Origin of the sequence: Niastella sp. OAS944, assembly GCA_024809215.1 — a bacterium.
Lineage (GTDB): Bacteria > Bacteroidota > Bacteroidia > Chitinophagales > Chitinophagaceae > Niastella.
On record JANUBW010000003.1, the window covers coordinates 819,577 to 845,483 of the forward strand.

Consider the following 25,907-nt stretch of genomic DNA (forward strand, 5'->3'; position numbering starts at 1 on the left):
TAAATGAACGGATACTTATTGCGGGAGCAGGCCTATATGGCCGGTGATAGCACGTTTGTTGAATGTACGAACGAAGAGAACAATTTTGCCGTTGTTTTTGAAGACGATACTGATACAGGCTATTTCTATGCATTGGAAGTGGAACCCGGCACTGGCAAACAAACCATTTTAGACGCCGTACATATTTACAATATTGAAGAGGTGCCTGAAGAGCAAAGGAAAGGTACCATCAGGATCGTATGGTCAAAAAGCTGGATGCAGTGCGGTCTTATCATCAATAATTATTGCCACGCAGTATTTGATTTTAAAAACCAGGGAGGTTACTGCCGCAATGAGTTTCCGCCCCCCAACTCAATTTGGACAAAAGGAGAAAGGAAGCTTACCAATGAAATGGTAGCCGCCTTTTTTAAATAAATACAGTGTTACTTTATTTTGCCAGGGGAATTTCCTGCTTGATTGCTCTAACTGCGTTTGCCTGTTGATTGAGCTGGCGTGGTTCAAGCGATTTGGCTTCTGAAACCATTTGCCACATAGTGGTAAATTCGCCTTCTGCTTTCAGGTCTTTAATAAGCCTGTACAAACGCTGCTGCAATTTTTCGCCACTCCATCTTTTGGCGTAGCCTGGTAAGTCAAACTCCCAAATATCAGTAAACTCCCAGGGATGGAAATACAGGCACAGGTAACCGTCTTTTTTCAATGTTTGTATACAAAGTGATTTAAACAGGCTGTAAGGCATATTTTTAAAGGCAAGCCAAAACAACGGTATACGCAGGCGCGGACTCACCGAAGCGGGTACACGCAGCATATTTTCATCGTAATACATGGTGCGGGGCAGCGAAAGATTATTATACCGTCCGGGAATCCAGGTGGGATTCACTGAAGAATCGTAGCTATAACCAGCCTGAATAACATCCTGCATAGGCACTTTCATCATGCGCGGCATTCTTAACCCATATACCGGCTGACCGGTTATGTTCTCCAGCTCGAGCCTGCTTTGTAAAAGATCGGCTGTTTTGTATTGAGAATGATAGAATGTATGAGAAGCTATTTCATGTTTGCGCGACATTTGTTTAATGCTGTCGGCAAACCAATTGGCAAAATGAGCAGTTGTAAAAAATGTGCAAGGCGCATCATGACCATTAATTACCGACATGGTGGCCTGTAGGCCCTTGAAGCCCGTTTCCATTTGTTCATAAATGGAAAGACTTTGATCGTACTCTAATGGCATATCAAACTCCTCTACATCAAAACTCATCAATATGTATCGCTGACGGTTCATGGATATTTGATTCTTTTACAATGTAAATAGGTCGATGTTTGTTTTGCATAAACAGCTTGCCTAAATAAATACCAATGATACCAAGTATCATCAGCTGCAAGCCACCAAAGAACACAATGATCACTATTACGGAGGTCCAACCCGAAATAGTGTACCCAAAATAATAACTGTAAATAGCGTAAGGAATGTATAGTGTTGAGAAGGCTGCACACAAAAAGCCAATATAAATGGCTGCATACAGCGGTCTGATACTAAAAGAAGTAATGCCCTGTAAGGCAAACTTTATCATCTTTTTGGAGGTATATTTCGTTACCCCCGATTTGCGCTGGTCTGGATGGTATTCAATAGCCACCTGTTTAAAACCTGCCCATTTTACAAGTCCTCTAAAGAAGGGTTCAAACTCCTGCAGGTTTTTAAGCACATCAACCACATTTCTATTCATTAACCTGAAATCGGCCGCGCCTTTTTCAATTTTAATATCGCTCAACCGGTTAATGATGCGGTAAAAAAGGTTGGATGTTATTCTTTTTGTGAAAGGCAGTTTTTTATCTTCTTTGCGAACTGTATAAACCATATCGTACCCTTCTTCCCATTTCTCCAATAGCTGGGGTATTAACTGGGGTGGGTGTTGCATATCGCCGTCCAGCGTTATCACACAATCTCCATCGGCTTTATCAAGCCCGGCTTTAATGGCAGCCTGATGGCCAAAGTTGCGTGAAAATGAAACATACCTGATATGCTCATCCTGAATGGCCAGCTTCTTTATTTCGTGTAATGTTAAATCACTGCTGCCATCATCCACAAAAATCAGGTTATAACGATAATCCAGGTCTGCAAAAACGCGCTTAATGGCTTTTGCCATCACCGAAACATTCTCCTTTTCGTTATGCACCGGAACAATTATGGATACCAGTTTAGTCATGCGTTAATGGGTTTTGGAGTGCAGTAATAGAGCATGAGGCATAAACGGGTAGCAAAAGAAGATGGGCTTGCAAGGCAATGCCTGGCAAGTTTTCGTTGATACAATTATATGGGGTGTTTCTCTTGGGTGTTAACATTACAATAACTACATTAAAACTAAGTATTTGCACTTTCCCCTATGCAAAAAGGCAAAAATTTATCCAAAAGGAGTAAAAAATTTATTAATTATTGATTAGAATTATTCAATAAGTTATATTTCGTTGAATTATAATGTAGTATGATTTGGGGATAATTGTATTCCGTTATTTTACCTTACTGGCGGCAGCTTCATCAACAAACCAATGCAGTTCGCCGCTGCCTGGTTGAATGATCTGCGAAGGGTATTGGTCAATATTGCGTGCACCCTTTAAAACTTCGTATAAAGCGTTGGCTTTGTTAGCGCCAAAGGTGAGAAATGCCACTTTTGCGGCCCTGTTTACTATGGGGGCAGTTAAAGTTATTCGGAACATTTGCTGGGCATCGAGGTAGAAGGAGCTTACCCAGGCTTGTTTTTCGTGAATTACCGCGGTGTGGGGGAATAGTGATAACGTATGGCCATCGTCGCCCATGCCGTTAAGCACCAGGTCGAAGCTGGGGCCTTCGTTGCCAAAATAGCGATGAAGAATAGCATCATAGGCACTGGCCGAAACTTCGGGCGAAAGCTTAGTGTCCATAATATGTACCTGTTCGCGTAAAACAGGCACTTTGTTGAGCAAATGCTCAAAGGTCATTTTTGCATTATTGCGGCTGTCGTCGAAAGGAACGGCTCGCTCATCGCCCCAAAAAATATGCAGTTTGCTCCAGTCAATACGCTCCCGATAGGGCGAAGTAGCCAGCAGTTCGTACAGCTGTTTGGGCGAATTGCCACCTGTTACAACCCAGGTAAACCGATCCTGTTTTTTGAGGGTGGTTTCAATGGCTTGTGTTATCCATTCTGCGAGGGATTTGCTTACTTCTTCGGGGGTGTTGTATATATGGAGCATGTTACTTTTAAATGTAAGGTGTGGCATTCCAACTTGTTGGGAATGCCACACCTTTTACTGATTTTATAATTACTTATTGTCTAAACCTCCGGCCTGTACGCCCTGGTGGGCTTTTGGTAATGTGATCCAGTTGCGGCCATCGCGGGCAATAAGTGCTTCTGCATCTTCGGGTCCCCAGCTGTCGGGTGCATAATTGGGGAAATCAACGGGGCCTCTTGTTTCCCAGGCTTCCTGAATAGGCATAACCACTTTCCATGCTGCTTCAACCTGGTCGCTGCGCATAAACAGGGTAGCGTTGCCTTCCATTACATCGAGCAACAGGGTTTCGTATGCTTCAGGATCATCATCGCCGTAGGCATCTTTGTAATTGAATGTCATGTCAACCGGGTTCAGGCTAACCGTTTGGCCCGGGCGTTTTGCCTGAAAGCGTAAGCGGATATCCATTTCGGGTTGAATGCTTATGGTAAGTCTGTTGGGCCTCCAGGTAAGCGCCGCTTCCTGTGGAAATGCAAAATTGGGCGCCGGTTTAAACTGCACAGTGATAATGGTCGACTTTTCATGCAGGCGTTTTCCGGTGCGTACATAAAAAGGTACATCCTGCCAGCGCCAGTTGTCGATATGGAATTTTACAGCGGCAAAGGTATCGGTGGGCGATTGAGGATTTACCTTGCCTTCGTTACGATAGCCCGGTACTTTTTTGCCTTGCATCCAGCCATCTGAATACTGACCACGCACGGCATATTTGTGTACTTCTTCTTTGCTGTATTTACGAATGGCGTTCAGAACGTCTACTTTTTTATTTCTGATCTCATTGGCATCGAATGAAACCGGTGCTTCCATGGCAATCATGCACAATAGTTGCAGAATGTGGTTCTGCACCATATCGCGCAGGGCGCCGGAGCGTTCGTAATAATCATCGCGGCCTTCAAGCCCTACTGTTTCGGCAGCCGTAATTTGAATATGATCAATATAGTTCCTGTTCCAGATTGGTTCAAACAATGCATTGGCAAAACGTAATGCCAGAATGTTTTGAACGGTTTCTTTACCCAGGTAGTGATCTATGCGATAGATCTGGGTTTCATCGAACATGGAGGTCAATAACCCATTCAGCTCATGAGCGCTTTTAAGATCGTGGCCAAATGGCTTTTCAACCACAATGCGCGTGCATCTTGTATCCTTACAAATATTCAATGCGCCCAGCTTGCTGGCAATTTGTGGTACCAGGTGCGGGGCTACAGACATGTAAAAAATGACGTTGGGATGCTCGCCAAACTCCTGCTCTTTTTGCTTAACGATTTCGGCAATCTTCTGGTAGTCGGCCTCATTACCGGCATCCATTTGCAGATAAGAGAGGTTTTTTGAGAACGCCTGCCATTTGCCGTTTTGATCGCCCTTGCGGCGCGAGAACTGCTGAATGCCATCGAGCAGATGTTTTCTGAAACTGTCATCGGTATAGGCTGTACGGCCAATACCAACGATCTGAAATTTTTCAGGCATCCAGTTATCGATAAACAGGTTGTATAGGGCGGGTGAAAGTTTACGCTGGTTCAAATCGCCACTGCCACCAAAGATGAATAGCAAAGAGGCTGGCGGACATTTATGGTTTGTCATATGCTGAATTGAAATATCGTTTTATTTTTTGCCCCAGGCGGTATGGAATGAACCTTCCTGGTCAACGCGTTGATAAGTGTGAGCCCCAAAATAATCGCGCTGCGCCTGCAGCAGGTTAATGGGCAATTGCTTACTTCTGTATGTATCGAAATAGCTCAGCGCGCTCATTAACGCTCCGGCAGGTATTCCATGTTGAATGGCCATGGCGGCTACAGCACGCAAACCGGCTGCTTTTGATTGCAATATTTGGGCTACCTGTGTATCTAATAACAAATTCGACAGCTGCGGGTTCGCATTGAATGCGTTTCCAAAAAGACCCAGCAGGGTTGAACGAATAATACAACCTCCGCGCCATACGCTTACCACTTGCGGCATAGGTATTTGCATATCGAGCTCGGTGCTGGCTTTGTGCAATTGGGCAAGGCCTTGCGCATAGCTGATGATAGTGGCAAATAACAAGGCATCGTGCACCTGTTTAATGAATTGCTCTTTGGGCGCGCTTATCAGTCCTGATATTTCAGGGTATAATGCAGAAGCCTGAACCCGCTCGCTTTTCAGGGCACTGAGGTTACGCATGGTAACAGCCATATCAATGGTAGGAATGGGAACGCCAAGGTCCATAGCGTCCTGTGATGTCCATTTACCAGTGCCTTTTGCGCCTGCTTTATCGAGGATCATATCAACGAGGCGGTTGGGCGTTTTATCGTCGGGTTGTAAAAAGATGTCGGCAGTAATTTCAATAAGAAAAGAACGCAGTTCACCTTTGTTCCAGCTATCAAAAACGGTATGCAGTTCGTCGTTGCTTAAACCGAGGCCACGATGTAACAGGTCGTAACTCTCGCTTATCAGCTGCATGATGGCGTATTCAATTCCATTGTGCACCATTTTAACATAGTGACCGGCTGCGCCTTTACCCAGGTGGGCTACGCAGGGAATTGAATCAACTTTTGCGGCAACGGCTTCCAGCATGGGACGTACGTGAGGATATGCTTCAGGATCGCCGCCGGGCATAATGCTTGGACCTGTACGTGCGCCCTGTTCGCCACCCGATACACCAATACCCATAAAGTGAATGCCTTTGCCTTGCAAATAGGTAACACGTCTTAAGGTATCGGTAAAATGGCTGTTACCGCCATCGATAATGATATCGCCTTTTTGCACCAGGGGCAGCAGGCTTTCAATAACATCATCAACCGGTTTGCCGGCGGGCACCAGCATCATGATCTTTCGGGGAACAGCCAGCTGGTTGATCATATCCTGTAAAGAGCCAACGCCTTTTACAGTAGTACCTGCTGTGGCGTCTGATTCCAGCGCCGAGGTTTTCTGATTGTCTTTATCAAAACCAATTACTTTGAAGCCGTGATCGGCCATATTAAGCAGAAAGTTTCTGCCCATAACGCCGAGGCCAATCATGCCAAAATCAAATTGTTGTGCGCTCATTGCAAATAGATAAGGGTGCAAAAGTAGGTAAATTGCAAATAGGGGACTTAGGATTAGGAAATTTGAAAAATATTAAATAATTAAGGGCGCCGTCCTGCTGCGGTTTGGTTTTATCTAACGTAATCGTTTTCGTAATAATAAAGATAAGGCCCGGTTTGTTCAACAGATCACTATGAACAAACCGGGCCTGAATAATTTATACCGTAAAATGTGGAATTGAATGTAACTGCTTTGTTAATTAATTAGCAGGGTTTTGTGGTGCTGCCGGCGGCGGGGGGCCTTTTTTTTCTTCTTTTGGCGCCATTGCTTCGGGATGGGGGTTTCCATTATGACAGGTCATACAACCTACCGGTGGAATTTTACCCTCCTCTTTTTTGAACTTAAAGAACTTTTTGTTGATGCGTTCAGTCATGCGCATCATATCGCGCGTAACGTTCTTTTCGCCTTTTTCGTCGCTTGCAAAATCGAGCTTACGCGGATTGTCTTTTTGTGAAGCGTGGCAAAAATTACATTTAACATTCAGCGATCTGTTAAATTGATGCATCACACTGTCGAGCTGTTCATGTGTGATATTTTTGGGCAGTACTTTCAGGTTTTTGTAAGTAGGGTCAGCCGGAGCGCTGGCCGCTATACCTAAAACTACCAAAGCAACTAAAGTGCCCACAACCGTAATTTTCTTTTTAAAAAACATAGCAGGTGTGTTTTAGCTATTGAAACGGGTTAAAAAACGATTAAACAAGATACAGGATTCAAACCATAAGACAAGCGACTTGTTGTTGTAACGGGCGCGGTACTTTGTGACTATGTTAATAACAGTTTACCTGAACGATACGTTGTTATTCCTTATGTTTTACGGTAACAGCAGCTGTTAATTACAACAATGTTGTGCATTGAATGGGTCCTGTTGTAAATACATTAGATGTTTTTATTTAGCCAACCATGTGTTAGAATAAATTAACGTACCAGCAACCAGGATAATGATTGTTATTCAATATTAATAGAGTATCTTTGCATCCACATTTGAGTGATACAAGCATATGGTAAGTGAACGATATATCTCGCTACGCATTTCTGCTAATAGTTGTTAGTCTTCTTTTACTCCCTGCTTTACCTCAGATCCATTAATAATTTTTAACCAATTTTAGTTAAGAGTATGAACATTTATGTTTCAAATTTAAGTTTCAACGTTACTGATGATGATTTGGAAGGCTTTTTTGCTGAATACGGCGAAGTTTCTTCTGCACGTGTAATCACTGATAAATTCACTGGCAAAAGCCGTGGATTCGGTTTTGTTGAAATGGCTAACGATGAAGCTGCCAGAAAAGCAATCGCTGAACTGGATGGTGGAAGAGTTGAAGGCCGGGAGATCAAAGTTGCTGAAGCTCGTCCTCGTGAAGAGCGTAGCGGTAACGGCGGTGGCGGCGAAAAACGCTCTTTCAGCCGTAACAACAGCTACAACAATCGTTATTAATCCCTTTGGGTTTAAAATAACTGGGTCCCGACGGCATGTCCGTCGGGACTTTTTTGTTTACGGCCCTCATAGTATGGCACAGCCGGCAAAAAATACATTAATGCCGATATTTGATTAGTTTTGTCGCCTTTAGAAAAAGAAAAACCCACCCATACAGTGCCAGTAAATCAAAACGTATTCGATGAACAGAAGATGAAAGCTTATGCCAATGAGCTTAAATCTGAAGCATTAATAAGTTATATTAAAAGCCGCATTACTTATTCATGGGATGAAATAAGCAAACAATATTTCAACTATGTAGAAGAGGCGGTATTTGGCATGAGGCTGCTTTCTAAATTCACACTCGAAGGCCGCATACTTGAAGTTGGGTCGGGCCCCGGAATGCTTGTTGCCTGGCTGCACATGAACGGGGTAAATATTACGGGTATTGAACCCAGTGAAATTGGTTTTGAATTCAACCTGCAAATTCAGAATGCCATTTGGGATTATTATAAACTTCCGGGAAATTTGATCCTCGATCTTATTGCTGAAGATCTTGATCCCGCTGTACATGGCAAATACGATCTGCTGTATTCGGTGAATGTTGTGGAACATCTGCTACCGAAAAATATAGAGCTTGCTTTTAACAAGTTTAAAAGTGTACTTGCCGATGGTGGTATGATGCTTCACCATTGCCCCAATTATGTGATACCATTTGAGCCCCATTATGGTTTGCCACTGGTGCCCGGTTTTCCACAATTGATTGGTAAAATAAAAGGCGTTTCAAAAGAAGGCCTTTGGCGCTCGCTCAACTTCATAACACTACCTAAAGTAAAAAAGATAGCCTCTAATATAGGCATGGATGTAAGCTTTCAACAAAAAGGAATGAAAGATACTTTCCTGCGTTTGGAAGAAGATAAAGAGTTTGCAGAACGTCACGCAACACTTGTTAAAATATACCCCCTGTTGAAGAAAGTAGGGTTCATTAGCTTTCTGGGACTGCTACCGCCTGTAATATCTACGCCAATGTCGTTTACCTTATTGCAAAAGGGCGCTAAGGGAAGTTATAACGACAAGGGCCTTAAGATCTCTGATAAACAGAAAAAATAATTTAGATCACTACTAGCAAATTGTTTGAACCGGGGTTGCCATGGAAAATGCAAGCGTGGTGCCCTCGTTGCGTTGATTGTAGATGCTGATATTGCCGCCCAGTTGCCGGGCTGCCTGTACTACGTGCGAAAATCCATTTGATACGGTGCTGTAGAAATAAGTGCCGTTATTACGAACACGGATCTGCACCCCATCTTTGTTACAAATCGCCTCAACCCTGATACACACATTTTCAGTTCCATTAATTGCGCCGCTTAACAGGTTACCCAGCACATAGGCCAGCAAATTTTCATCGGCTTGAAGTTGGAATGTTTGGTCGACGTCGTTAATAATAAAGCTTTTTTTACCGGTAACAAGAGGTAAAAGGCCTACCATTAGTTGATCAACGAGCCGGTGAAGAGGAACAGGTTCTGTGACTGTTTGAGTAGATGGTACGGTGTGAGTGAATTGCATCAGGCTTTTCATACAAACGGACTTTAATATACTTTAAAATGCTCCACAGGGTACAATTAAATTTAAACGATGTACGGATAAAAAGTGTACGGATTTAAAATTATCAGTGCCTTAACCAGGGCGTCGTATAAAAAAGTGCGAGGCAAATTAACGAACTAAAAGTGTGAAAAAGACAGTTGAGGATATCTTCTTTTTTATTTTCTATTATTTTTTAGGAAAAATCAAGTTGTTCTTATACATGTTTTCATTTAATGCAGGTTTTTACCAGCTGTAAACCCATTACATGGTTGCGGGAAAGAACACTACAGGCAAAATGCCGCAATTATATTGCTATAAGTTGTTGAACAAATTGAGCATTTTGTATAGCAGCAGTTTGAGCAGTATTATTGAAATATACATATGCCTGCTTTGCATGTTTAGCAGAACTTATAGCATTCACTACCTGTTGTAAGAAGCTGTTATCATACGTCGAATAATATAAATGCGGAACCCCATGAAAACGATAATAGATGTTTTCTGTATTGGCCACCACTTCATTGGGCAACAGGGGATGACTGATTCCACAAAAGCTTATATGATGATCGCTTAGTGTTTCCCGCACTTTTGTTTGCCACCACGATGCGTGTCGAAATTCAACTACATTAATAAAAGAAGGGTTCAACTGATGTGTGATCCTTTGTAACAATTCATCTGAATAAGATAATTGTGCCGGCAACTGAAACAAAACACAACCCAGTTTTTCTTTTAATCCTTCTTGTATAGTTCCATAAAAATCGCTCAGCAGTGATTCAACCCCGTCGAATTTTTTATAATGTGTAATAAGCCGCGGTGCTTTAACCGCAAAAGAAAACTGTGCAGGTGTTTTTTGATGCCAGTTTTGTAAGAAAGATAATTGCGGAAACCGGTAAAAGGTAACGTTTAGTTCAAGCGTATTGAAATGTTTACAATAATGATCGAGCCATAAACGTTGCGGCACTCCTTTGGGATAAAAAACTTCTTTCCATTCTTTATAATGAAACCCCGAACATCCTATATGCCATTGCAGGTTAGCCATTGTTTTACCAGCCAGGTATCAAATTATTAATGTTATACATGCTTAAATAATTATACCACCATAGTTAAAAAAAGCCATTTACTTTGCAGCAACTTATAAAGCATGAAAACAGCACGCCCGGCAGCATTGAAGTTTATCTTTATCACTATTCTTGTAGATGTTATTGGATGGGGGTTGATAATTCCTGTAATGCCTAAACTCATTGGTGAGCTTAAACATATGCCACCCGGCGAAACAAGTAAGTATGGCGGATGGTTAGTAACGGTGTATGCGCTCATGCAATATGCCATTGCTCCTTTATTAGGTGCGTTAAGCGATAAGTATGGCCGCCGGCCCGTATTACTGTTCTCATTATTTGGTTTTGGGATCGATTATTTGTTCATGGCCTTTGCACCTACCTATGCCTGGTTATTTGTTGGCCGTGTAATTTCGGGTATAACGGGCGCCAGTTTTACAACTGCCTCAGCATACATTGCCGATATCAGCGATGCCGATAACAGGGCAAAGAATTTTGGAATGATTGGCGCCGCCTTTGGCCTGGGCTTTATTATTGGTCCCGTTATAGGTGGTATGTTAGGCGGGTTTGGATTACGTGCGCCATTTTATGCAGCCGCCGTTCTTTGTTTGTTGAACTGGTTATATGGTTATTTTATTTTACCTGAGTCGCTGGATAAAGAACACCGCCGCCAATTCGATTGGAAACGTGCCAACCCGTTAGGTTCCTTATTACAATTGAAAAAATATCCTGGTATCGTTGGGCTTATTTCGTCGTTAGTGTTTGTTTACATTGCTGCACATGCCGTACAAAGTAACTGGAACTATTTTACTGTATATAAGTTTAACTGGAGCGAAAAAATGATCGGGTTTTCGCTGGGTGTTGTAGGTGTACTGGTTGCGCTTGTACAAACCTGGCTTATGGGAAAGGTGCATCCAATATTAGGTAACATAAAAAGTATTTATATAGGGTTGTTATTTTATTCGGCAGGCATGTTTTTGTTTGCTTTTGCCACTCAAACGTGGATGATGTTTGTTTTTTTAGTACCTTATTGCCTGGGCGGTATTGCCGGTCCGGCATTACAGGCTACTATATCGAGTCATGTGCCGCCAAATGCACAGGGTGAGTTGCAGGGTATACTTACCAGTTTGATGAGTTTGACATCGATAGTTGGCCCACTGCTGATGACACAATTGTTTAATTATTTTACACATAAGTCGGCTCCTGTACAGTTTGCGGGAGCGCCATTTGTATTGGGTGGTATATTGATGCTGGCAAGCGCGTTTTTTGCTTACCGGAGTTTCTATAAAGAAAAACATATAATGCAAACATCATCATGAACCTGCTTGGTAATCTCATTTGGTTAATATTTGGTGGCCTGGCCGCCGCTCTTGGTTATATTGTTGGCGGCTTTGTATTATGCCTTAGCATTGTAGGCATTCCCTGGGGATTGCAATGTTTTAAATTAGCCGGGGTGGTATTATGGCCTTTTGGTAAAAGTATTGTTCCCAAACAAGGTGGCGAAGGATGTCTTTCGCTATTATGTAATATAATTTGGTTGTTGTGCGGCGGCTTGTATACCGCAATTGTTCACCTTTTATTTGCTGCTATTTTTTATATCACCATTATCGGAATTCCCTTTGGACGCCAGCATTTGAAATTAATGGAGCTTTCCCTTTTGCCTTTCAGCAGAAATGTAGTAGGTTAGTCGCGGATGTTAATTCAATTTTAAAAGACACGTATTTTTACGATTCTTGTCAAAATGCCGCCTGCATACCGGCAAGGCATATATCAAGCTTTATTAATGACTGTAACTGCCTGACTTTAAAATGGAAGAAAAAAGTCATACGTCAAAACGTCGCCGGGCATTGTTTTTGCGCTAACAAGCCGCTTAACAAAACCGGCAATTAAACATATATGTTTACACACAGGGATTGGGGCATTGCTTTTTCACTTATGGCCGTCTTGATAGTGGCAGTAATTGTATTGAGCAGCTTGAACCTTTCTTTACCGGGAGAAAAAGCACCCCAGGCAAAAAAAGATTCATCTGTTATTATAGTTCCGCGCCGGTTTGGCCTTCCCCTCGATTCATTTAATGTTACCGAAAGCATTATTCAGCGAAATGAATTCCTGACCTCCATTCTGGAATTATATAACGTTGATACCAATACAATTGCCCGGTTGCAGGCAAAATCAAAATACGTATATGACGTACGTAAAATGAAAGCCGGCGCCCAGTACACAGTATTTGCATCAAAAGACACCACCCATAAGGTTAATTATTTTGTATATCAACCTAACGCTGTTGACTATGTTATGTACGACCTGCGCGATTCGGTAAAAGTAGTGACCGGTAAACGACAGGTAACTGCACGCCTTGAAACTGCTTCGGGCATTATTGACGGATCGTTATATGAAACATTTAAAAAATCGGGTATCGATCCGGCGCTGGCTATGAAGATGGCCGATCTGTACGCCTATACAGTAGATTTTTATTCAATACACGATGGCGACTATTTTAAAATATTATACGAGCAACGCTATATAAAAAACGAACCGGTTGAAACAGGCGCTATTCAATCGGCCGTATTTTCACACAACGGTGAAAAATTTTATGCATTCTATTATAAGTCCGATACAACAGAAGCAGGCGATTACTATGATGAAAAAGGAAAGAGCTTACGCAAGTCTTTCTTAAAAGCGCCGCTTAAGTTCAGTCATATAACTTCAGGTTATTCATTAAGGCGTTTTCATCCTGTACAAAAAAGATGGAAAACACATTTAGGTACCGATTATGCTGCACCCGAAGGAACGCCAATTATCTCAACAGGCGATGGCGTTGTAGTTGAATCGGAATTCTCAAACAATAATGGTAATTATGTTAAGGTAAAACATGATGATACCTATTCAACCCAATACCTGCACATGACCAAACAAGCTGTTAGGGCCGGGCAAAGTGTACGGCAGGGACAGGTTATTGGTTATGTGGGCAGCACAGGTTTGGCTACAGGCCCACACGTATGTTACCGCTTTTGGAAAAACGGCAAACAGGTAAACCCCTTACAACAAACATTTCCTCCATCGGTACCGTTGCCCGATTCTGTAATGACCCGTTTTGCTGATTATGTTATTAAACAGCAGGAACAATTGAACACCGTAAATATGGGGGTTGTACAAAACCTTTCCATGAATTGATATATTAACAAGTTGCTGGCTGGGCATAAGGTAAACTGGCATAAGCTTTGAACGCGTGGGATCAACAAATTCCCTTCAAACATGAACAAATATCTTTTAGTCCTGGCTATGTTTATTGCATTTGCAATAAACTCACAGGCACAAAAAATTTCCGTCGGTATAAAAGGTGGATTGAATATTTCAGATGTTGCTGGTTTAAATGGCGATAACAGGCTGAGCGGACATATTGGTGTGTTTATAAACAGCAAACTATCTTCGCAATGGAGCATTCAACCAGAGTTGTTATACTCCGGCCAGGGGCAACAATATAGAGTTGGCAATGAAGAACTTACCCTGGCGCTGAGTTATTTGCAAATACCCATCATGTTCCAGTTTCATGCTACAAAACAGTTTTATATTGACTTTGGTCCACAAATAGGGATCTTACTGGCCGCCAATAATAAAAATGATGACGATAAATGGGAGGTAGATGAATACTATAAAAAGGCAGATGCAGGGTTGGCTATTGGACTTGGATTTGATATCACCCGCCAGGTAGGCATTTATGGCCGATACATAATTGGGCTGGCCGATATTTCAAAACGTAATTTGCCCGACTATTCAAACCGCGTTGGTCAAATTGGCTTATCGTTCAAGTTTAAGTAGTTGAAGTTTTAATAAATAAAAAGGGGAGCGTTCTTAATGAGCGCTCCCCTTTTTTATTCCAGCCTATTACTTATTATTAAACATTTGCAGAACATCCACAGCAAAAGCGTTTGGTTCTTTTAACGCCACCTGCTTATTGAAGTTCTCCGCTTCTTCGGGGGCGAACATTACTATCTGTACTTTATCGGCAATGCTTTTGTCGTGGGTCTTTTCATAAATTATTTGTTTAACCAGTGGTTCTGGTACCCAGTCTTTATGCGTTAGCGGAACGCCAAATTCATCGCGGTAATAATTAACGTTGTATTGTTCTTTATAAAGATCTTCGGGGGGCCGCAGAAAATACACTTTATTAATGCCGGGGGTATATTGTTTTTCAACATTGGCACGTACCAGTTGGTATTCTTTTACAATTGGGTTCAAAAAGTTAGACCGGAAATTATAAAAACCCACAGCCGCAAAAATGAGCATGGCGGCAATGGCAAAGCCCTGTTTCCATGAAACTGGTTTTATCCATTGCACTATCATGTTGATGAGCATTAAAGTAACTGCTGTGTTCAATGCCATCATGGTGCGGTACGAAGAAAAGTTTTCAACGGTTACCATTACGGGCAGGTAAATGAGCATAAGCAGGGCAAATACCACGGCCAGGTAAATGATCTTGTTTACAACCGGTTTATTACGTTCGGTAGTAAAAGCGTGCACTGCCCATGCCACAATAGCTAAAATGTAAAACACCTGCGAGAAAATACTTCTTAAACTAAACAGCATATTAAAGCTGAAAGCTTGTGCGGTAGGTACGCCAACAAAGAAAGAGATCTTTTTAAATACGTTTAATTCCAATTCGGTACGTTCGGCAATTTCAAGTTTTTGAACCCGTATTTGTAATTTATAAAGGAGAAAATAAATACCTACAACAACCAGCATTGAAATTACACCGGTGATAAGTATTGCATCGGGTTTCTCAAACTTGCGGCTGTTATAATGCAGTAAGAACGGAATAAGGAACATGCCAATGCCTATTTGATAAGTAAACAGCGAAACAAGCCCCAGTAAAAGAACAAGCAACTGTATATGGATAGGTATAGACAGAAAGCGTTTGTGTTTTATTAATTGAGTATACAATATATGACCGCCTAAAAGTCCGGCTGTATAAGCTATCCAAAAGGCGAAGCAGGTACCGCCCCAGCCAATGGTAATGGCTACAAACGGGCTACATGCAATATAAACGGCGCCTACAAGCACTACCCGATTATCGATCAAATTCAAACGCGCCCATTGCGTGGCAACCTTTACAAATACACAAATGGCCAGTAGCCATCCTATAATGGAATAAATGCGCGATAGTTTTACTGCATCTATGTTGTTTATGCTGGCCCAGCGATTTCCTATTGTGAGCCCGCTTATAAGTCGGCCATGTTTGAACCAAACATCGAGCGACACTTCTTTTTCATTATGCCATAATAGATGAGCATCGTCTAAATAAACAAAATTGGTCTGAAATAAGGGAAAGAAAATTACCAGCAGTACCAGCACTGGTATTCCATACTGAAGAAGCTTGTTGTTCACTATATACTTTATTTAATTATTTTATCCAACGCTCAAAAAACTCCCAGGTGCGTAACATTTGGTCAATCCGTTGCCGGTTATCGCCACTGCGGGTTATTTCATGTGTGGCATTCGGATGCCGTACATATTCAACCGGTCGGCCAAGTACTTTCAGGCTGCGATATAACATTTCGCTTTCTACAAAACCTGTGCGCCGGTCGTTATCGCCGTGAAAGATAATATAAGGAGTTGTAATATCCTGCACATAGGTAATAGGCGATTCGCGTTGCAGGTTTGCTTTGGCTTCGGCTTCCCAGGGATAGCCGCCAAAATAATTGGGCACCAGCCGCCAGGCGTTGCCTTCACCAAAAAATGTGCTCAGGTCGTATACACCGCGTTGTGAGCAGGCTGCTTTAAAACGATGGTCGTGTGCTATGATCCAGGCAACCAGGTAACCAGCATAGGAACCACCGGTAACTACAAGCTTCGACGTATCGGCCCAGCCCTCGGCTACGGTTTTATCTAATGCAGTTAACACGTCGCCCGATGGGCCGTTGCCCCAGTCGTTGATATTGGCCCGCAAAAAATTCTCGCCATAACCACCGCTGCCGCGCGGGTTACAATACACCACGCCATATCCTTTGCTGCAAAAGAACTGGTACTCGTGCCACATGCTGCTTTCGCCCGGGCCCCACATGGCTGAAGGTCCGCCATGAATTTCAAGTACCAGCGGATATTTTTTTCCGGGCTCATAATTGGCCGGTTTCATTACCCAATACTCAATGGTCAATCCCTTTTCGTTGGTAAAGGTTTTCTTTTCGGGAAAAGAAAGTTGTTTGTTTTGCAGCCAGTCGAAATTGAAGTTGCTAATGCGGCGTTCATTTTTTGCGTTGGCATCGGCCAGGTATAATTCAAATGGATTGGCCACTTCTGTTTTTACAAAAACAAGCTTGTTGTTAACTATATCGAAGCTGCTGATGCCCGTATTGTAGTCGGTAAGCTGTTCAACCTGTTTGGTTTTTACATTCACCCTGTAAAGCGGAACACCGCCATTGCTGGCGGTGGTGAGGTACAAAAACTTTTCATCCTGGCTCCAGGTTACATTGCCTTTAAAGCGGTCGAAAGGAATAATGATCATATCCTTTTCTGAACCATTTACCGGCATTATAGCCAGCTGAGGCACTTTTACAAATGTTTCTTCAGAAATCTGAAATGCCAGCCATTTGCCCGAAGGAGAAATACGTGGAACGGAATAAGCCATTTCTTTTTTGCCAATCAGCTTGCGCAAACCGCTTCCATTGGCATTGGCTAAATAAATTTCGTTCTCCTGCGACCGGTTAGGGTGCTCCAAAGAATCGATGTGTGCCGATAAAACAAGCTGTTTGCCATCGGGCGTGAAATCAGCGGTGGCAAAAGAATAAAAGCCATGCGTTACGGCAACAGGTGAATCGCCTGGCTGGGTGCCGGTAACAAAGAAATGGATAAAACCCAGGTCGCTGTTGATATTGAGCTCATCCTGAAAATTGAGTTTATTGATAACCCGGGCTTTTTTATCAACCACGTTATTGTTAAGGTAAGCCCTAACCTCATCAATGGAACCATCGGGGTTTGCCTTTGCTTTTGTGGGCTTTAGTTGGTCATTGTTATTGAACCCTGGTTTTTCAAAAGGCCAGTCGGGCACTTTGCCCAGCGGGTTCAATACAGAATCTTTTATAAGATCGGGCAAGGGAATGTTGGCAGCAAACAGCAGCTGTTTGCCATCGGGACTCCATTTGGGGGCGCTGGCGCCATATTTAAACTTCGTTAATTGCCTGGCTTCGCCACCATCGAGAGAAAGCAGAAAGATCTGCTGTTTGCCATCTGCCAGCCGGCTAAATGCCAATTGTTTACCATCGGGGCTCCAGGCAGGTTGTGAAGCGCTTTCGCGGGTGGTAAGTTGGCGTGGAGTTGAATTGCCATCGGTTGGCACAAGCCAAAGCTGTGAAACATATTTATAATCCCACTTGCTTTCGCCCTCATTTTCAATGGCTGTAACTGTAAAAACAGCTTTGTTGCCATCGGGCGACAGGGCCACATTGCCAATGGATTTGATTTTAAGCATATCTGTAACAGAAACAGGTTGTTTGGTTTGACCCGTTGCTGCCGCAGAAATAAGCAGTGCAATAAGGTATACAAGCGTTCTCATGCTTTGAATTTTGAGTGCTGAAAATACGAATTCAGACCCATTTTCGCCTTTAAAATCAATATTCTATGATCAGTGGTCACACCATTGTCATATTAACAGTTCGAGCTATTAATAATCCTTGCTCATTGTTGGTTATTGCGATAATTTTGCAGTAATCTATATAATATGAGTGAAACTACAGCGCCCGCTTTAACGCCAAAAGATTTTGCTACCGACCAGGAAGTTCGTTGGTGCCCTGGTTGTGGCGACTACTCCATTTTGGCGCAAGTGCAAAAGATAATGCCGGGTTTGGGTATTCCAAAGGAAAACATAGTTATCATATCCGGTATCGGCTGCAGCAGCCGCTTCCCTTACTATATGAATACGTATGGCATGCACTCAATTCATGGCCGTGCAACAGCAGTTGCGAGTGGACTGAAAGCTGCCAGGCCTGAATTAAGCGTTTGGATTGTTACCGGTGATGGTGATGGATTGAGTATTGGCGGTAACCATACCATTCATTTGTTGCGTCGCAATTTCGATGTGAATGTGATGTTGTTCAATAACCAGATCTATGGTTTAACAAAAGGGCAGTATTCGCCAACTTCAGAGGAAAATAAAGTAACCAAGTCAACACCTTTTGGCAGTATCGATCATCCATTTAACCCGCTGGCTTTAGCCATGGGGGCCGATGCAACCTTCGTTGCCCGTTCAATGGACCGCGATCCCAAACACCTGCAGGATGCGTTGATAAGAAGCCATAAACATAAAGGCGCTTCTTTCCTCGAGATCTATCAAAACTGTAACATCTTCAACGATGGTGCGTTTGAAACATTTACCGAGAAATCGACAAAGCTTGATAACACCCTTTTCCTGGAACATGGCAAACCGTTAGTGTTTGGCGCCAATAAGGACAAAGGAATTAAGTTAGATGGTTTTAAACCTGTTATCGTTGATTTAAACAACGGCGGTTCTGTAAACGACTTGTGGGTGCATGATGAAAACGATTTCTACAAAGCGCAGATCCTTGTACGCATGTTCGATGACCCACGCCTGCCCGATCATTTGCCGCGTCCGTTTGGGGTGTTTTATGAAACCGATCGCCCTTGTTATGAAGATGGCATGCAAATGCAAATTGATGAAGTAATGGCAAAAGGCAAAGGAAATTTAGACAAGTTGTTACGTGGTAAAGAAACCTGGACCATTGCATAATCATCTTATTTAAACGATTTGTAAATAAAAAACCGGCCGGGCAGCACTGCAATGATCACTGTTTGCATTTGCTTTCCGGCCGTTTTGTTTTCGGCAGCAACGTGTTAATATGTGCTATGAAGCAACAAACCTCCCGGTATTCCCTAGGAAAAACGAATGATACCAATATTGAATCTATTCAAATTATGCGGGGCCTTGCCGCTATTTTGGTAGTATTGCTGCATATCTCCATCAAAGGGGGCCAATATGGAAACGGCGCCTTAAATGGGTTTTTAATTGGCGGCTCGGGAGTTGACCTGTTTTTTATTATCTCTGGCTATATCATGTGCTTTTCTACATTTGGCCGCAACCTTACCTTCGGCCAGTTCATACTTCATCGTATAAAAAGAATTCTGCCACTTTACTGGCTCACTACCACAATAGCATTAATAATATTTTTCTACAAGCCCGAAATTATAAATACTTCGGGTGGTGAAACCAGCATTTGGGCTTCCTACACTTTATTTCCTAACGGAACAAGGTTTCTCAACTCAAATGGCTGGACGCTTAGTTTTGAGTTTTTGTTTTACATCATATTTGGCCTGTTCATTTACAAAGGCACCTATAGAGCTGTGCAGGTTTCATCGGTGATATTGTTGCTGATGGTAGTTGTGGGGCTGTTATTTTCAGTAAGTGGGTACCCCTTTTGGTTTGCCACCAATAATTTGTATTTGGAATTTATTTACGGTATGGGCTGCTTTTATGTTTTTAATAAAAAGCTGATAAAACCCAATGCTATAACGGGCATACTGCTTTGTTTTGTGGGGGTGTCGCTGCTTGTTACAGAAGCGGTTTTAAAGGTACCCAACCAGGAAAACAACCGGGGTTGGTTATGGGGTATTCCCATGTTATTTGTGTTTGCCGGTTTTTTATGTTTGGAAGGTTTTATAAAGGCCGGTGCATCGGGCCTGAAGAAATTGTTTTTGGCAGCAGGAAATTCGTCTTACTCTTTATACTTATTCCATCCTTTTACTTTAAGTGGCACCGCCTTATTGTTAAAGCGGCTGAGTCTCACTTCTAATGCTTTGCTGTTTACCATTGTTTTGTTTACGGTAACAGTAGTAGCAGGTTATCTTGTTTATCTATATGTTGAAAAGCCACTGGTGGCAGTTACCAGAAAGTTTTGGGTAAAGCCTGCCGATAAAAGGGCAGAACATAAGGGATAACTAATCCTCTATAAAAAAAGGAGCCAGCGATGGATATCGCCGGCCTGTGCTTACCTCTGAAACCACAAAAAGAAAGAAGTTAAGCAATATGTTGTTATATAATAATTTGATCGCAAATGGGGTTCAATGGATGATGGACAGAAACCAGATATTATAATAGTGAAGGTGACGAATCATTGCATGCAGCAAAATGGCCGTTGCATACCAAGGCAAATCTCCTTCTACGGTTAGTAATTTAAATTTGACTGCTGGTACAGGAGTAAAAGCAGTTAGTTTTAGTTACTGGTACAATCTTTTTATTTGCAGTTTCTAGGCACAAAGGATCAGCAGCACGGTAAACAGAGATATAATTAAAAAGGGTGGCGGACAATATACGGTACGAACAAGTTAATATCCGTACTTAAAAACAAGTTATTATAATTTATTTGGAAATTGGAGTAACTAGAAATTGGATGGTTGGAAATAGGGAGATTGGATTAGTTTCAGGGTGCAATGCCGGTGAGAAGGTTATTCAACACATAGCCCGGTAAAAATAAAGACAGTTTTTATAAACTCCAATAATTTTCTTATAATTTTTTAATGTCTGGCCCGCTTAAGAGTTTTCTTAAGGGAGATCAAATGATAATTAAAAAGTCCATCTTTTTTATCTTACGTCTGAAGCCTCCAATTCTTTGCCTGCAGCTTTCAAAAGGCTGGTTCTTTTGTACTCATACCACCACTTGGGCGCAGTTCTTTTCATGAGTGTATCAATATTACGCATTCCAAACAGGTTCCAGGCGCCCTTGAGCTTACCGGTTAAAGAAGATTGTAAAGCTCTCAGGCTCATGGCAAAACCGCTATCAAGGTATTCCATATGATGCCAGTAACCCGCGGGCATAAACAGCGTATCGCCATGGTTGAGGACCACTTCATAACCCCGGGCCAGCTTCAATGCGGGAAATTGGGTATAATTAGGCTTGTCGTGTGCCTGGTGGTAATTCGAAAAGTCGGCCAGGCTCAGCACTTCAAAAGGCTTACGGTATAGCTTATGTTGTTCTTCAAATGGGAATAGCAATACTTTTTTGCGTCCCACAAACTGGGTATGCAAAATGTGCGACATGTCGATGTCGAAATGCATATGGGTAATGCTGGTGGCGCCACCCACAAAAAGCATGGGGTATTTTTTTACAAAGCCTTTCATCAGGTGATCGGGCCAGGTAAAATCTTGTGTTAACTGGGGTGCGTGATCAAAAATATTGAAGAGGAATATACGCCATCCTGCCGGCCCCTGGCTTATCATATCAACGTACTCACCAAAGGTCTTATAATCGTCGGCCGTGTTAATAGGGGTGTAGGCGTCGCTCTTTACGTTGTTATACAGCCCAACTCTTTTACTACCTACTATTTCTTTGAAGTAAGCCCAGTTCCACTTATCGTAGGCGGGCCAGTTTTCAGCCAGGTTGGTAATAACAACTGGTTTCAATGGCAGATAGTAACACTGCTGAAAGTCTTCTGCGCTGATTTTTGCAACGCGGTCAACAGGTTGTAATTGCATGAAATAAGTTTGCACAAATTTAATATTAAAATCATGCCCGCAACATAAAGGGGTAACGAATATATAAGCGGCTTTAACATTTTTATTAAATATCGCATGTGTATGCTAGGCGCACATTTTGCCGTTAGAGTTATGTGGCTTACATTAGAAATTATAATTTGCCGTTATGTTGTTACATCTTCATCCAGAGAACCCACAACCGCGAAACATTTCGACAATCGTAAATGTTTTGTCGAAAGGCGGAATTATTGTTTATCCCACCGATACCATTTATGGTTTGGGGTGCGACATCTTTCAACACAAAGCGATTGAACGTATTTGTCGTATCAAAAACATAGACCCGCAAAAGGCGCAGCTTTCATTTGTATGTTACGATCTAAGCGATTTAAGCCAGTATACAAAAAGCATCAGCACGCCCATGTATAGAATGTTAAAACACTATTTGCCGGGCCCGTATACTTTCATTCTGCCTGCCAGTAAAGAAGTGCCTAAAATTTTACAAAGCAAAAAGAATACAATAGGCCTGCGTATTCCCGATAATCTTATTGCCCGAACCATTGTAAAAGAACTGGGCCACCCAATTTTAAGTACAACTTTGCCGGGAACCATGGTTGAGGAATATACCGATCCTGAGATCATGCACGATAATTTTGAAAAGCTGGTTGATGTTGTGGCCGATGGCGGAATTGGCGGCATGGTGCCTTCTACCGTTATTGATTGTACAGGCGATGAGCCGGTGCTTATAAGACAGGGAGCCGGGGAGTGGGATGCGGCCGAGGTCGAATGAAACTATAATGAATTAGGTAAACTTTTGCTATATAAAAAATGAAGTAGGACGTAAGAAATAGGAGGTAAGAGTAGATTTCTGATTTTGAGATTTCGCGATTTTGAGATTTCATAAATTTCCTGCCTTCTGACAAATCTCAAAATCTCTAAATTCCGAATCTCTAAATGCCTTTTTTCGTGCTTCTTACCTCATACCTCTTACTTCTGATTGTTTGAAGTACTTAAGACCTTATTTTTACGAAAAGCTTGCTAGCATAATGAAGACAGAATACCAGAAATTCTTCCCGGACAACTTTACACTCGAAACCCCCAGGGTATTATTACGATTAATTACTCCGGAAGATTATGAAAGCCTTTTGCCACTCACCAAAGAAAAAGCAATTTGGACCTATTTCAGAAATGACCTGAGCGATGAGAATGTTTTTAAAAGCTGGATCCAAAAGCTGAGGAAGGAAAGGGATGAAGAGAAAAGAGCGCCATTTATTCTTATTGATAAGCACAGTAATGAAATTTGTGGCAGTGCAAGCTTTATGGCTATTTCCTTTCCCGATAAAAGGGTTGAAATTGGCAGTGTATGGCTGGGCTCAGCGTTTATGGGTACAGGTATTATAAGGCCTGTGTTCTTTGCCTTATTTTCCTATGCCTTTGAAGTTATGAAAATGGAGCGTGTTGAAGTACGGGTCGATAATTTGAATGAACGGGCCAAAGCAGCTTATTTAAAAGTGGGTATGATACCCGAAGGGGTTTTGCGCAGCGTTGATATAATACATGGCAACCGCCGCCGCGATGTGCTTTATTTAAGCATTTTACGGCAAGAGTGGGGGGAAAGAAAACAAAGCTTTTTTTCTGAAATGTTATATTAGGCTTACTCCATATCCAGCTCCAGCTGGGAATTGGTACATGAGAACGACCGGCGGTGATAGGGCGTTAATCCAAACTGCTCAATGGCCTTGCGGTGTTCTTTGGTGCCATAGCCTTTGTTTGTGATCCATTTATATTCCGGAAAATCGGGATGCAGGTTACGCATAAAATCATCGCGGTAGGTTTTAGCCAAAATGCTGGCCGCCGCTATGGATGCGTAATGGGCATCGCCCTGAATAATGCATGCGTGAGGAACCCGTTTGTATTTGGTAAACCGGTTACCGTCAATGATCAGGAATCTGGCTTTAGTTTTTAATTTCTCAATGGCCAGGTGCATGGCCTTAAAAGAAGCATTTAAAATATTGATGCGGTCAATTTCTTCATGGTCAACCATGGCCACCTGGTAACTAACGGCATTTTTTTCAATAAACGACCGCAATTCGTACCGGTCTTCCTCTGTTACCTGTTTTGAATCGTTGAGTTTTTCGTGGTAAAATCCTTCGGGAAGAATAACTGCTGCAGCAAACACGGGGCCTGCCAAACAGCCACGGCCTGCTTCGTCGCAGCCGGCTTCAACAAGTTCAGTTTGATAAAAGAGTTTTAACAAGGGAGTGATGTTCTTGAGCTCAAAAATAAGGTATGCCCGTATTTAAATATTATTTACCAACTTTGTTTTTTTACACATCACATTCCCATTATGGAATTAAGCACTATACCACTGCGATTTCCGGCATTTGAAAAGGAATTGCAGCTCGAAATTCAGGAGCAGGGCGAAATTCGCGCGTTCAAAACCGACGAACAGCTGATGCGAACCGGTCAGTATTTCAGGTCGACCATGTTAATTTTGAACGGGCTGGTTAAAATTTACCGGGAAGATGAGGACGGCAACGAGTTTTTCATGTATTACCTGCAACCCGGCCAGGCCTGTGCATTGTCCATGGTATGTGCGGCTGAACACAAACGCAGCGCCATTATGGCAAAAGCGGTAAAGGATACGGAGATCATAGCCATTCCGCTGCATTTAATGGAAGAATGGATGGCCAAATATAAAAGCTGGAGCTATTTTGTGATTTCTACATATCGCGCACGCTTTGAAGAATTGTTAAGCACTATTGATCATATTGCTTTTCGCGGTATGGACGAACGGCTTGAGTTCTATTTGAAAAAGCACCAGGAAACCATGCGCACCAACCTGCTTACCATCAACCACCAGGAAATTGCCAATGAATTGAATTCTTCGCGTGAGGTTATTTCGCGTTTGCTAAAAAAGATGGAACAATTTGGAAAATTGAAACTGCATCGTAACGCTATTGAAATTATTCAATTATAAACGCAAAGTTTTAAAGACCATTAAACAATAATGCTGCTTAATTTAATGCAGTTTGTTTTATTGCTGAAAGAATTAGAAATGATCTTTTAGTAATTACCTCCGCAAAAACTTATTTGACGATAATCATGCTTAGTGTGACCTTCGTCACCTACCGGCGTTTTAATTTCTTGCACCTTCACCTAATGATTGCATGGTTCAGTATGCCAATACTCGGTTAACTGTTACGTGATCATTAAAGCTTGTCTGTTGTTGTTTTACCGAATTATATATTTAAATGGAAATAGCCGGTTATTTAGCAGCCGTATTAATTGGTGTATCGCTAGGTTTAATAGGCGGTGGTGGTTCAATACTCACTGTGCCCGTATTTGTGTACCTGTTGCACGTGCAACCGGAATTGGCAGCAACATATTCACTTTTTGTAGTAGGCAGTTGTAGCCTGGTAGGCGGCGCTCGTGCTTACTTTAAAAAATTGATTGATTTTAAGGTAGTACTTTATTTCGGCTTGCCCTCGCTGTTATCGGTATTTCTTGTTCGCTGGTTTTTATTTCCGCTTATTCCCCCTCATTTATTTACCATAGGTTCGTTGGACATTAGCAGAGGAGTTTTTTTAATGGTGCTGTTTGCCTTGTTAATGCTGGCGGCAGCTGTGTCTATGATACGGTCAGATAGTAAAACACCTATGCCGGCCATTGGTAAAAAACGTATGGGTGGACTAATAATTCAAGGGTTGCTAATTGGCGCCATTACCGGTTTGCTGGGCGCTGGTGGTGGTTTTTTGATCATTCCGGCACTGGTACTTATAAGCAGGTTGCCTATGAAAATAGCAGTAGGTACTTCATTAACCATTATGGCCATTAGTTCTTACTTTGGTTTTTTTACTACCCTGTCACATTACAACATTCACTGGGGGCAATTGTTATCGTTTACTGCCATTGCAGTATTGGGCATTTTTGTTGGAACGGCTTTGAGCAATAAAATACCCGGACAATCATTAAAAAAAGGGTTTGGCTGGTTTGTGCTGGCTATAGGATTATTTATTTTAATACAAGAGCTGTGTTTTGCCTAGGGGCGCTGCTTATCATTAGTTTCATTTGT

At 42.2% G+C, this 25,907-nt stretch carries 25 protein-coding genes; 13 read left to right on the top strand and 12 right to left on the bottom strand.

Features of this window, described 5'->3' with window-relative positions; all coding sequences use genetic code 11:
- The first annotated feature begins 3 nt into the window (after positions 1-3).
- Entirely contained in the window at positions 4-414 is a 411-nt protein-coding gene (locus tag GGD38_RS18120) for a DUF2251 domain-containing protein (RefSeq protein WP_375297660.1), read from the top strand.
- Between the two features lie 13 nt (positions 415-427).
- Here the strand turns inward: GGD38_RS18120 and GGD38_RS18125 are convergent, their stop codons facing one another.
- The 6 genes from GGD38_RS18125 to GGD38_RS18150 all read right to left on the bottom strand — a co-directional run bounded on the left by GGD38_RS18125 (position 428) and on the right by GGD38_RS18150 (position 6,964).
- Positions 428-1,279, bottom strand: coding sequence for a polysaccharide deacetylase family protein (locus GGD38_RS18125; RefSeq protein WP_375297661.1), 852 nt, complete (start codon positions 1,277-1,279; stop codon positions 428-430).
- Positions 1,245-2,201 carry a glycosyltransferase family 2 protein gene (locus GGD38_RS18130; protein WP_375297662.1) on the bottom strand — a complete coding sequence of 319 codons (957 nt, stop codon included), beginning with the start codon at positions 2,199-2,201 and terminating at the stop codon, positions 1,245-1,247. The genes GGD38_RS18125 and GGD38_RS18130 overlap by 35 nt, the downstream gene beginning before the upstream one ends.
- Positions 2,202-2,502: 301 nt before the next feature.
- A complete protein-coding gene (gene pgl, locus GGD38_RS18135) occupies positions 2,503-3,249 on the bottom strand; it encodes a 6-phosphogluconolactonase (RefSeq protein WP_375297663.1) in 747 nt (248 codons plus the stop codon).
- Positions 3,250-3,291: 42 nt separating this feature from the next.
- Positions 3,292-4,833, bottom strand: a complete 1,542-nt coding sequence (gene zwf, locus GGD38_RS18140) for a glucose-6-phosphate dehydrogenase (protein ID WP_375297664.1) — start codon at positions 4,831-4,833, stop codon at positions 3,292-3,294.
- Between the two features lie 21 nt (positions 4,834-4,854).
- Positions 4,855-6,273: an NADP-dependent phosphogluconate dehydrogenase gene (gene gndA, locus GGD38_RS18145; RefSeq protein ID WP_375297665.1), complete on the bottom strand. Its 1,419-nt coding sequence runs from the start codon at positions 6,271-6,273 to the stop codon at positions 4,855-4,857.
- A gap of 238 nt (positions 6,274-6,511) precedes the next feature.
- A complete protein-coding gene (locus tag GGD38_RS18150) occupies positions 6,512-6,964 on the bottom strand; it encodes a c-type cytochrome (protein WP_375297666.1) in 453 nt (150 codons plus the stop codon).
- Between the two features lie 462 nt (positions 6,965-7,426).
- Here GGD38_RS18150 and GGD38_RS18155 point away from each other — a divergent pair, with 462 nt between their 5' ends.
- Together GGD38_RS18155 and GGD38_RS18160 are read left to right on the top strand one after the other, a co-directional pair.
- Positions 7,427-7,744: an RNA recognition motif domain-containing protein gene (locus GGD38_RS18155; RefSeq protein WP_375297667.1), complete on the top strand. Its 318-nt coding sequence runs from the start codon at positions 7,427-7,429 to the stop codon at positions 7,742-7,744.
- Positions 7,745-7,900: 156 nt separating this feature from the next.
- Positions 7,901-8,833: a class I SAM-dependent methyltransferase gene (locus tag GGD38_RS18160; RefSeq protein ID WP_375297668.1), complete on the top strand. Its 933-nt coding sequence runs from the start codon at positions 7,901-7,903 to the stop codon at positions 8,831-8,833.
- Between the two features lie 12 nt (positions 8,834-8,845).
- Here GGD38_RS18160 and GGD38_RS18165 read toward each other — a convergent pair whose 3' ends face one another.
- A complete protein-coding gene (locus GGD38_RS18165) occupies positions 8,846-9,298 on the bottom strand; it encodes a sensor histidine kinase (RefSeq protein ID WP_375297669.1) in 453 nt (150 codons plus the stop codon).
- Positions 9,299-9,608: 310 nt separating this feature from the next.
- Positions 9,609-10,340 carry a DUF72 domain-containing protein gene (locus tag GGD38_RS18170; RefSeq protein WP_375297670.1) on the bottom strand — a complete coding sequence of 244 codons (732 nt, stop codon included), beginning with the start codon at positions 10,338-10,340 and terminating at the stop codon, positions 9,609-9,611.
- A gap of 102 nt (positions 10,341-10,442) precedes the next feature.
- On the opposite strand from GGD38_RS18170, the gene GGD38_RS18175 reads away from it, so the two are divergent.
- From GGD38_RS18175 to GGD38_RS18190, 4 genes are all read left to right on the top strand, one after another.
- Positions 10,443-11,675: a TCR/Tet family MFS transporter gene (locus tag GGD38_RS18175; protein ID WP_375297671.1), complete on the top strand. Its 1,233-nt coding sequence runs from the start codon at positions 10,443-10,445 to the stop codon at positions 11,673-11,675.
- Complete coding sequence (locus tag GGD38_RS18180) at positions 11,672-12,043, top strand: YccF domain-containing protein (RefSeq protein WP_375297672.1); 372 nt, start codon at positions 11,672-11,674, stop codon at positions 12,041-12,043. Before GGD38_RS18175 ends, GGD38_RS18180 begins: the two co-directional genes overlap by 4 nt.
- A gap of 209 nt (positions 12,044-12,252) precedes the next feature.
- The gene (locus tag GGD38_RS18185) at positions 12,253-13,530 is read left to right on the top strand and encodes a peptidoglycan DD-metalloendopeptidase family protein (protein WP_375297673.1); all 1,278 of its coding nucleotides are present in this window, start codon (positions 12,253-12,255) and stop codon (positions 13,528-13,530) included.
- A gap of 81 nt (positions 13,531-13,611) precedes the next feature.
- A complete protein-coding gene (locus GGD38_RS18190) occupies positions 13,612-14,175 on the top strand; it encodes a porin family protein (protein ID WP_375297674.1) in 564 nt (187 codons plus the stop codon).
- 66 nt (positions 14,176-14,241) lie between these two features.
- On the opposite strand, the gene GGD38_RS18195 is transcribed toward GGD38_RS18190, so the two are convergent.
- Positions 14,242-15,741: a hypothetical protein gene (locus GGD38_RS18195; protein ID WP_375297675.1), complete on the bottom strand. Its 1,500-nt coding sequence runs from the start codon at positions 15,739-15,741 to the stop codon at positions 14,242-14,244.
- Between the two features lie 16 nt (positions 15,742-15,757).
- A complete protein-coding gene (locus GGD38_RS18200; protein WP_375297676.1) occupies positions 15,758-17,905 on the bottom strand; it encodes a S9 family peptidase in 2,148 nt (715 codons plus the stop codon).
- Positions 17,906-18,070: 165 nt separating this feature from the next.
- On the opposite strand from GGD38_RS18200, the gene GGD38_RS18205 reads away from it, so the two are divergent.
- Positions 18,071-19,096, top strand: a complete 1,026-nt coding sequence (locus tag GGD38_RS18205; protein ID WP_375297677.1) for a 2-oxoacid:ferredoxin oxidoreductase subunit beta — start codon at positions 18,071-18,073, stop codon at positions 19,094-19,096.
- Positions 19,097-19,212: 116 nt separating this feature from the next.
- A complete protein-coding gene (locus GGD38_RS18210) occupies positions 19,213-20,301 on the top strand; it encodes an acyltransferase family protein (RefSeq protein ID WP_375297678.1) in 1,089 nt (362 codons plus the stop codon).
- A gap of 643 nt (positions 20,302-20,944) precedes the next feature.
- Here the strand turns inward: GGD38_RS18210 and GGD38_RS18215 are convergent.
- Positions 20,945-21,835, bottom strand: coding sequence for a cupin-like domain-containing protein (locus GGD38_RS18215; protein WP_375297679.1), 891 nt, complete (start codon positions 21,833-21,835; stop codon positions 20,945-20,947).
- Positions 21,836-22,001: 166 nt separating this feature from the next.
- Here GGD38_RS18215 and GGD38_RS18220 point away from each other — a divergent pair, with 166 nt between their 5' ends.
- Positions 22,002-22,622, top strand: coding sequence for an L-threonylcarbamoyladenylate synthase (locus GGD38_RS18220; RefSeq protein WP_375297680.1), 621 nt, complete (start codon positions 22,002-22,004; stop codon positions 22,620-22,622).
- A 256-nt stretch (positions 22,623-22,878) separates the two neighbouring features.
- The gene (locus tag GGD38_RS18225) at positions 22,879-23,484 is read left to right on the top strand and encodes a GNAT family N-acetyltransferase (protein WP_375297681.1); all 606 of its coding nucleotides are present in this window, start codon (positions 22,879-22,881) and stop codon (positions 23,482-23,484) included.
- A gap of 2 nt (positions 23,485-23,486) precedes the next feature.
- Here the strand turns inward: GGD38_RS18225 and GGD38_RS18230 are convergent, their stop codons facing one another.
- A complete protein-coding gene (locus tag GGD38_RS18230; RefSeq protein WP_375297682.1) occupies positions 23,487-24,089 on the bottom strand; it encodes a ribonuclease HII in 603 nt (200 codons plus the stop codon).
- 90 nt (positions 24,090-24,179) lie between these two features.
- Here GGD38_RS18230 and GGD38_RS18235 point away from each other — a divergent pair, with 90 nt between their 5' ends.
- Positions 24,180-24,812, top strand: a complete 633-nt coding sequence (locus tag GGD38_RS18235; RefSeq protein WP_375297683.1) for a Crp/Fnr family transcriptional regulator — start codon at positions 24,180-24,182, stop codon at positions 24,810-24,812.
- 274 nt (positions 24,813-25,086) lie between these two features.
- The gene (locus tag GGD38_RS18240) at positions 25,087-25,878 is read left to right on the top strand and encodes a sulfite exporter TauE/SafE family protein (RefSeq protein WP_375297684.1); all 792 of its coding nucleotides are present in this window, start codon (positions 25,087-25,089) and stop codon (positions 25,876-25,878) included.
- Positions 25,879-25,907 lie beyond the last annotated feature (29 nt).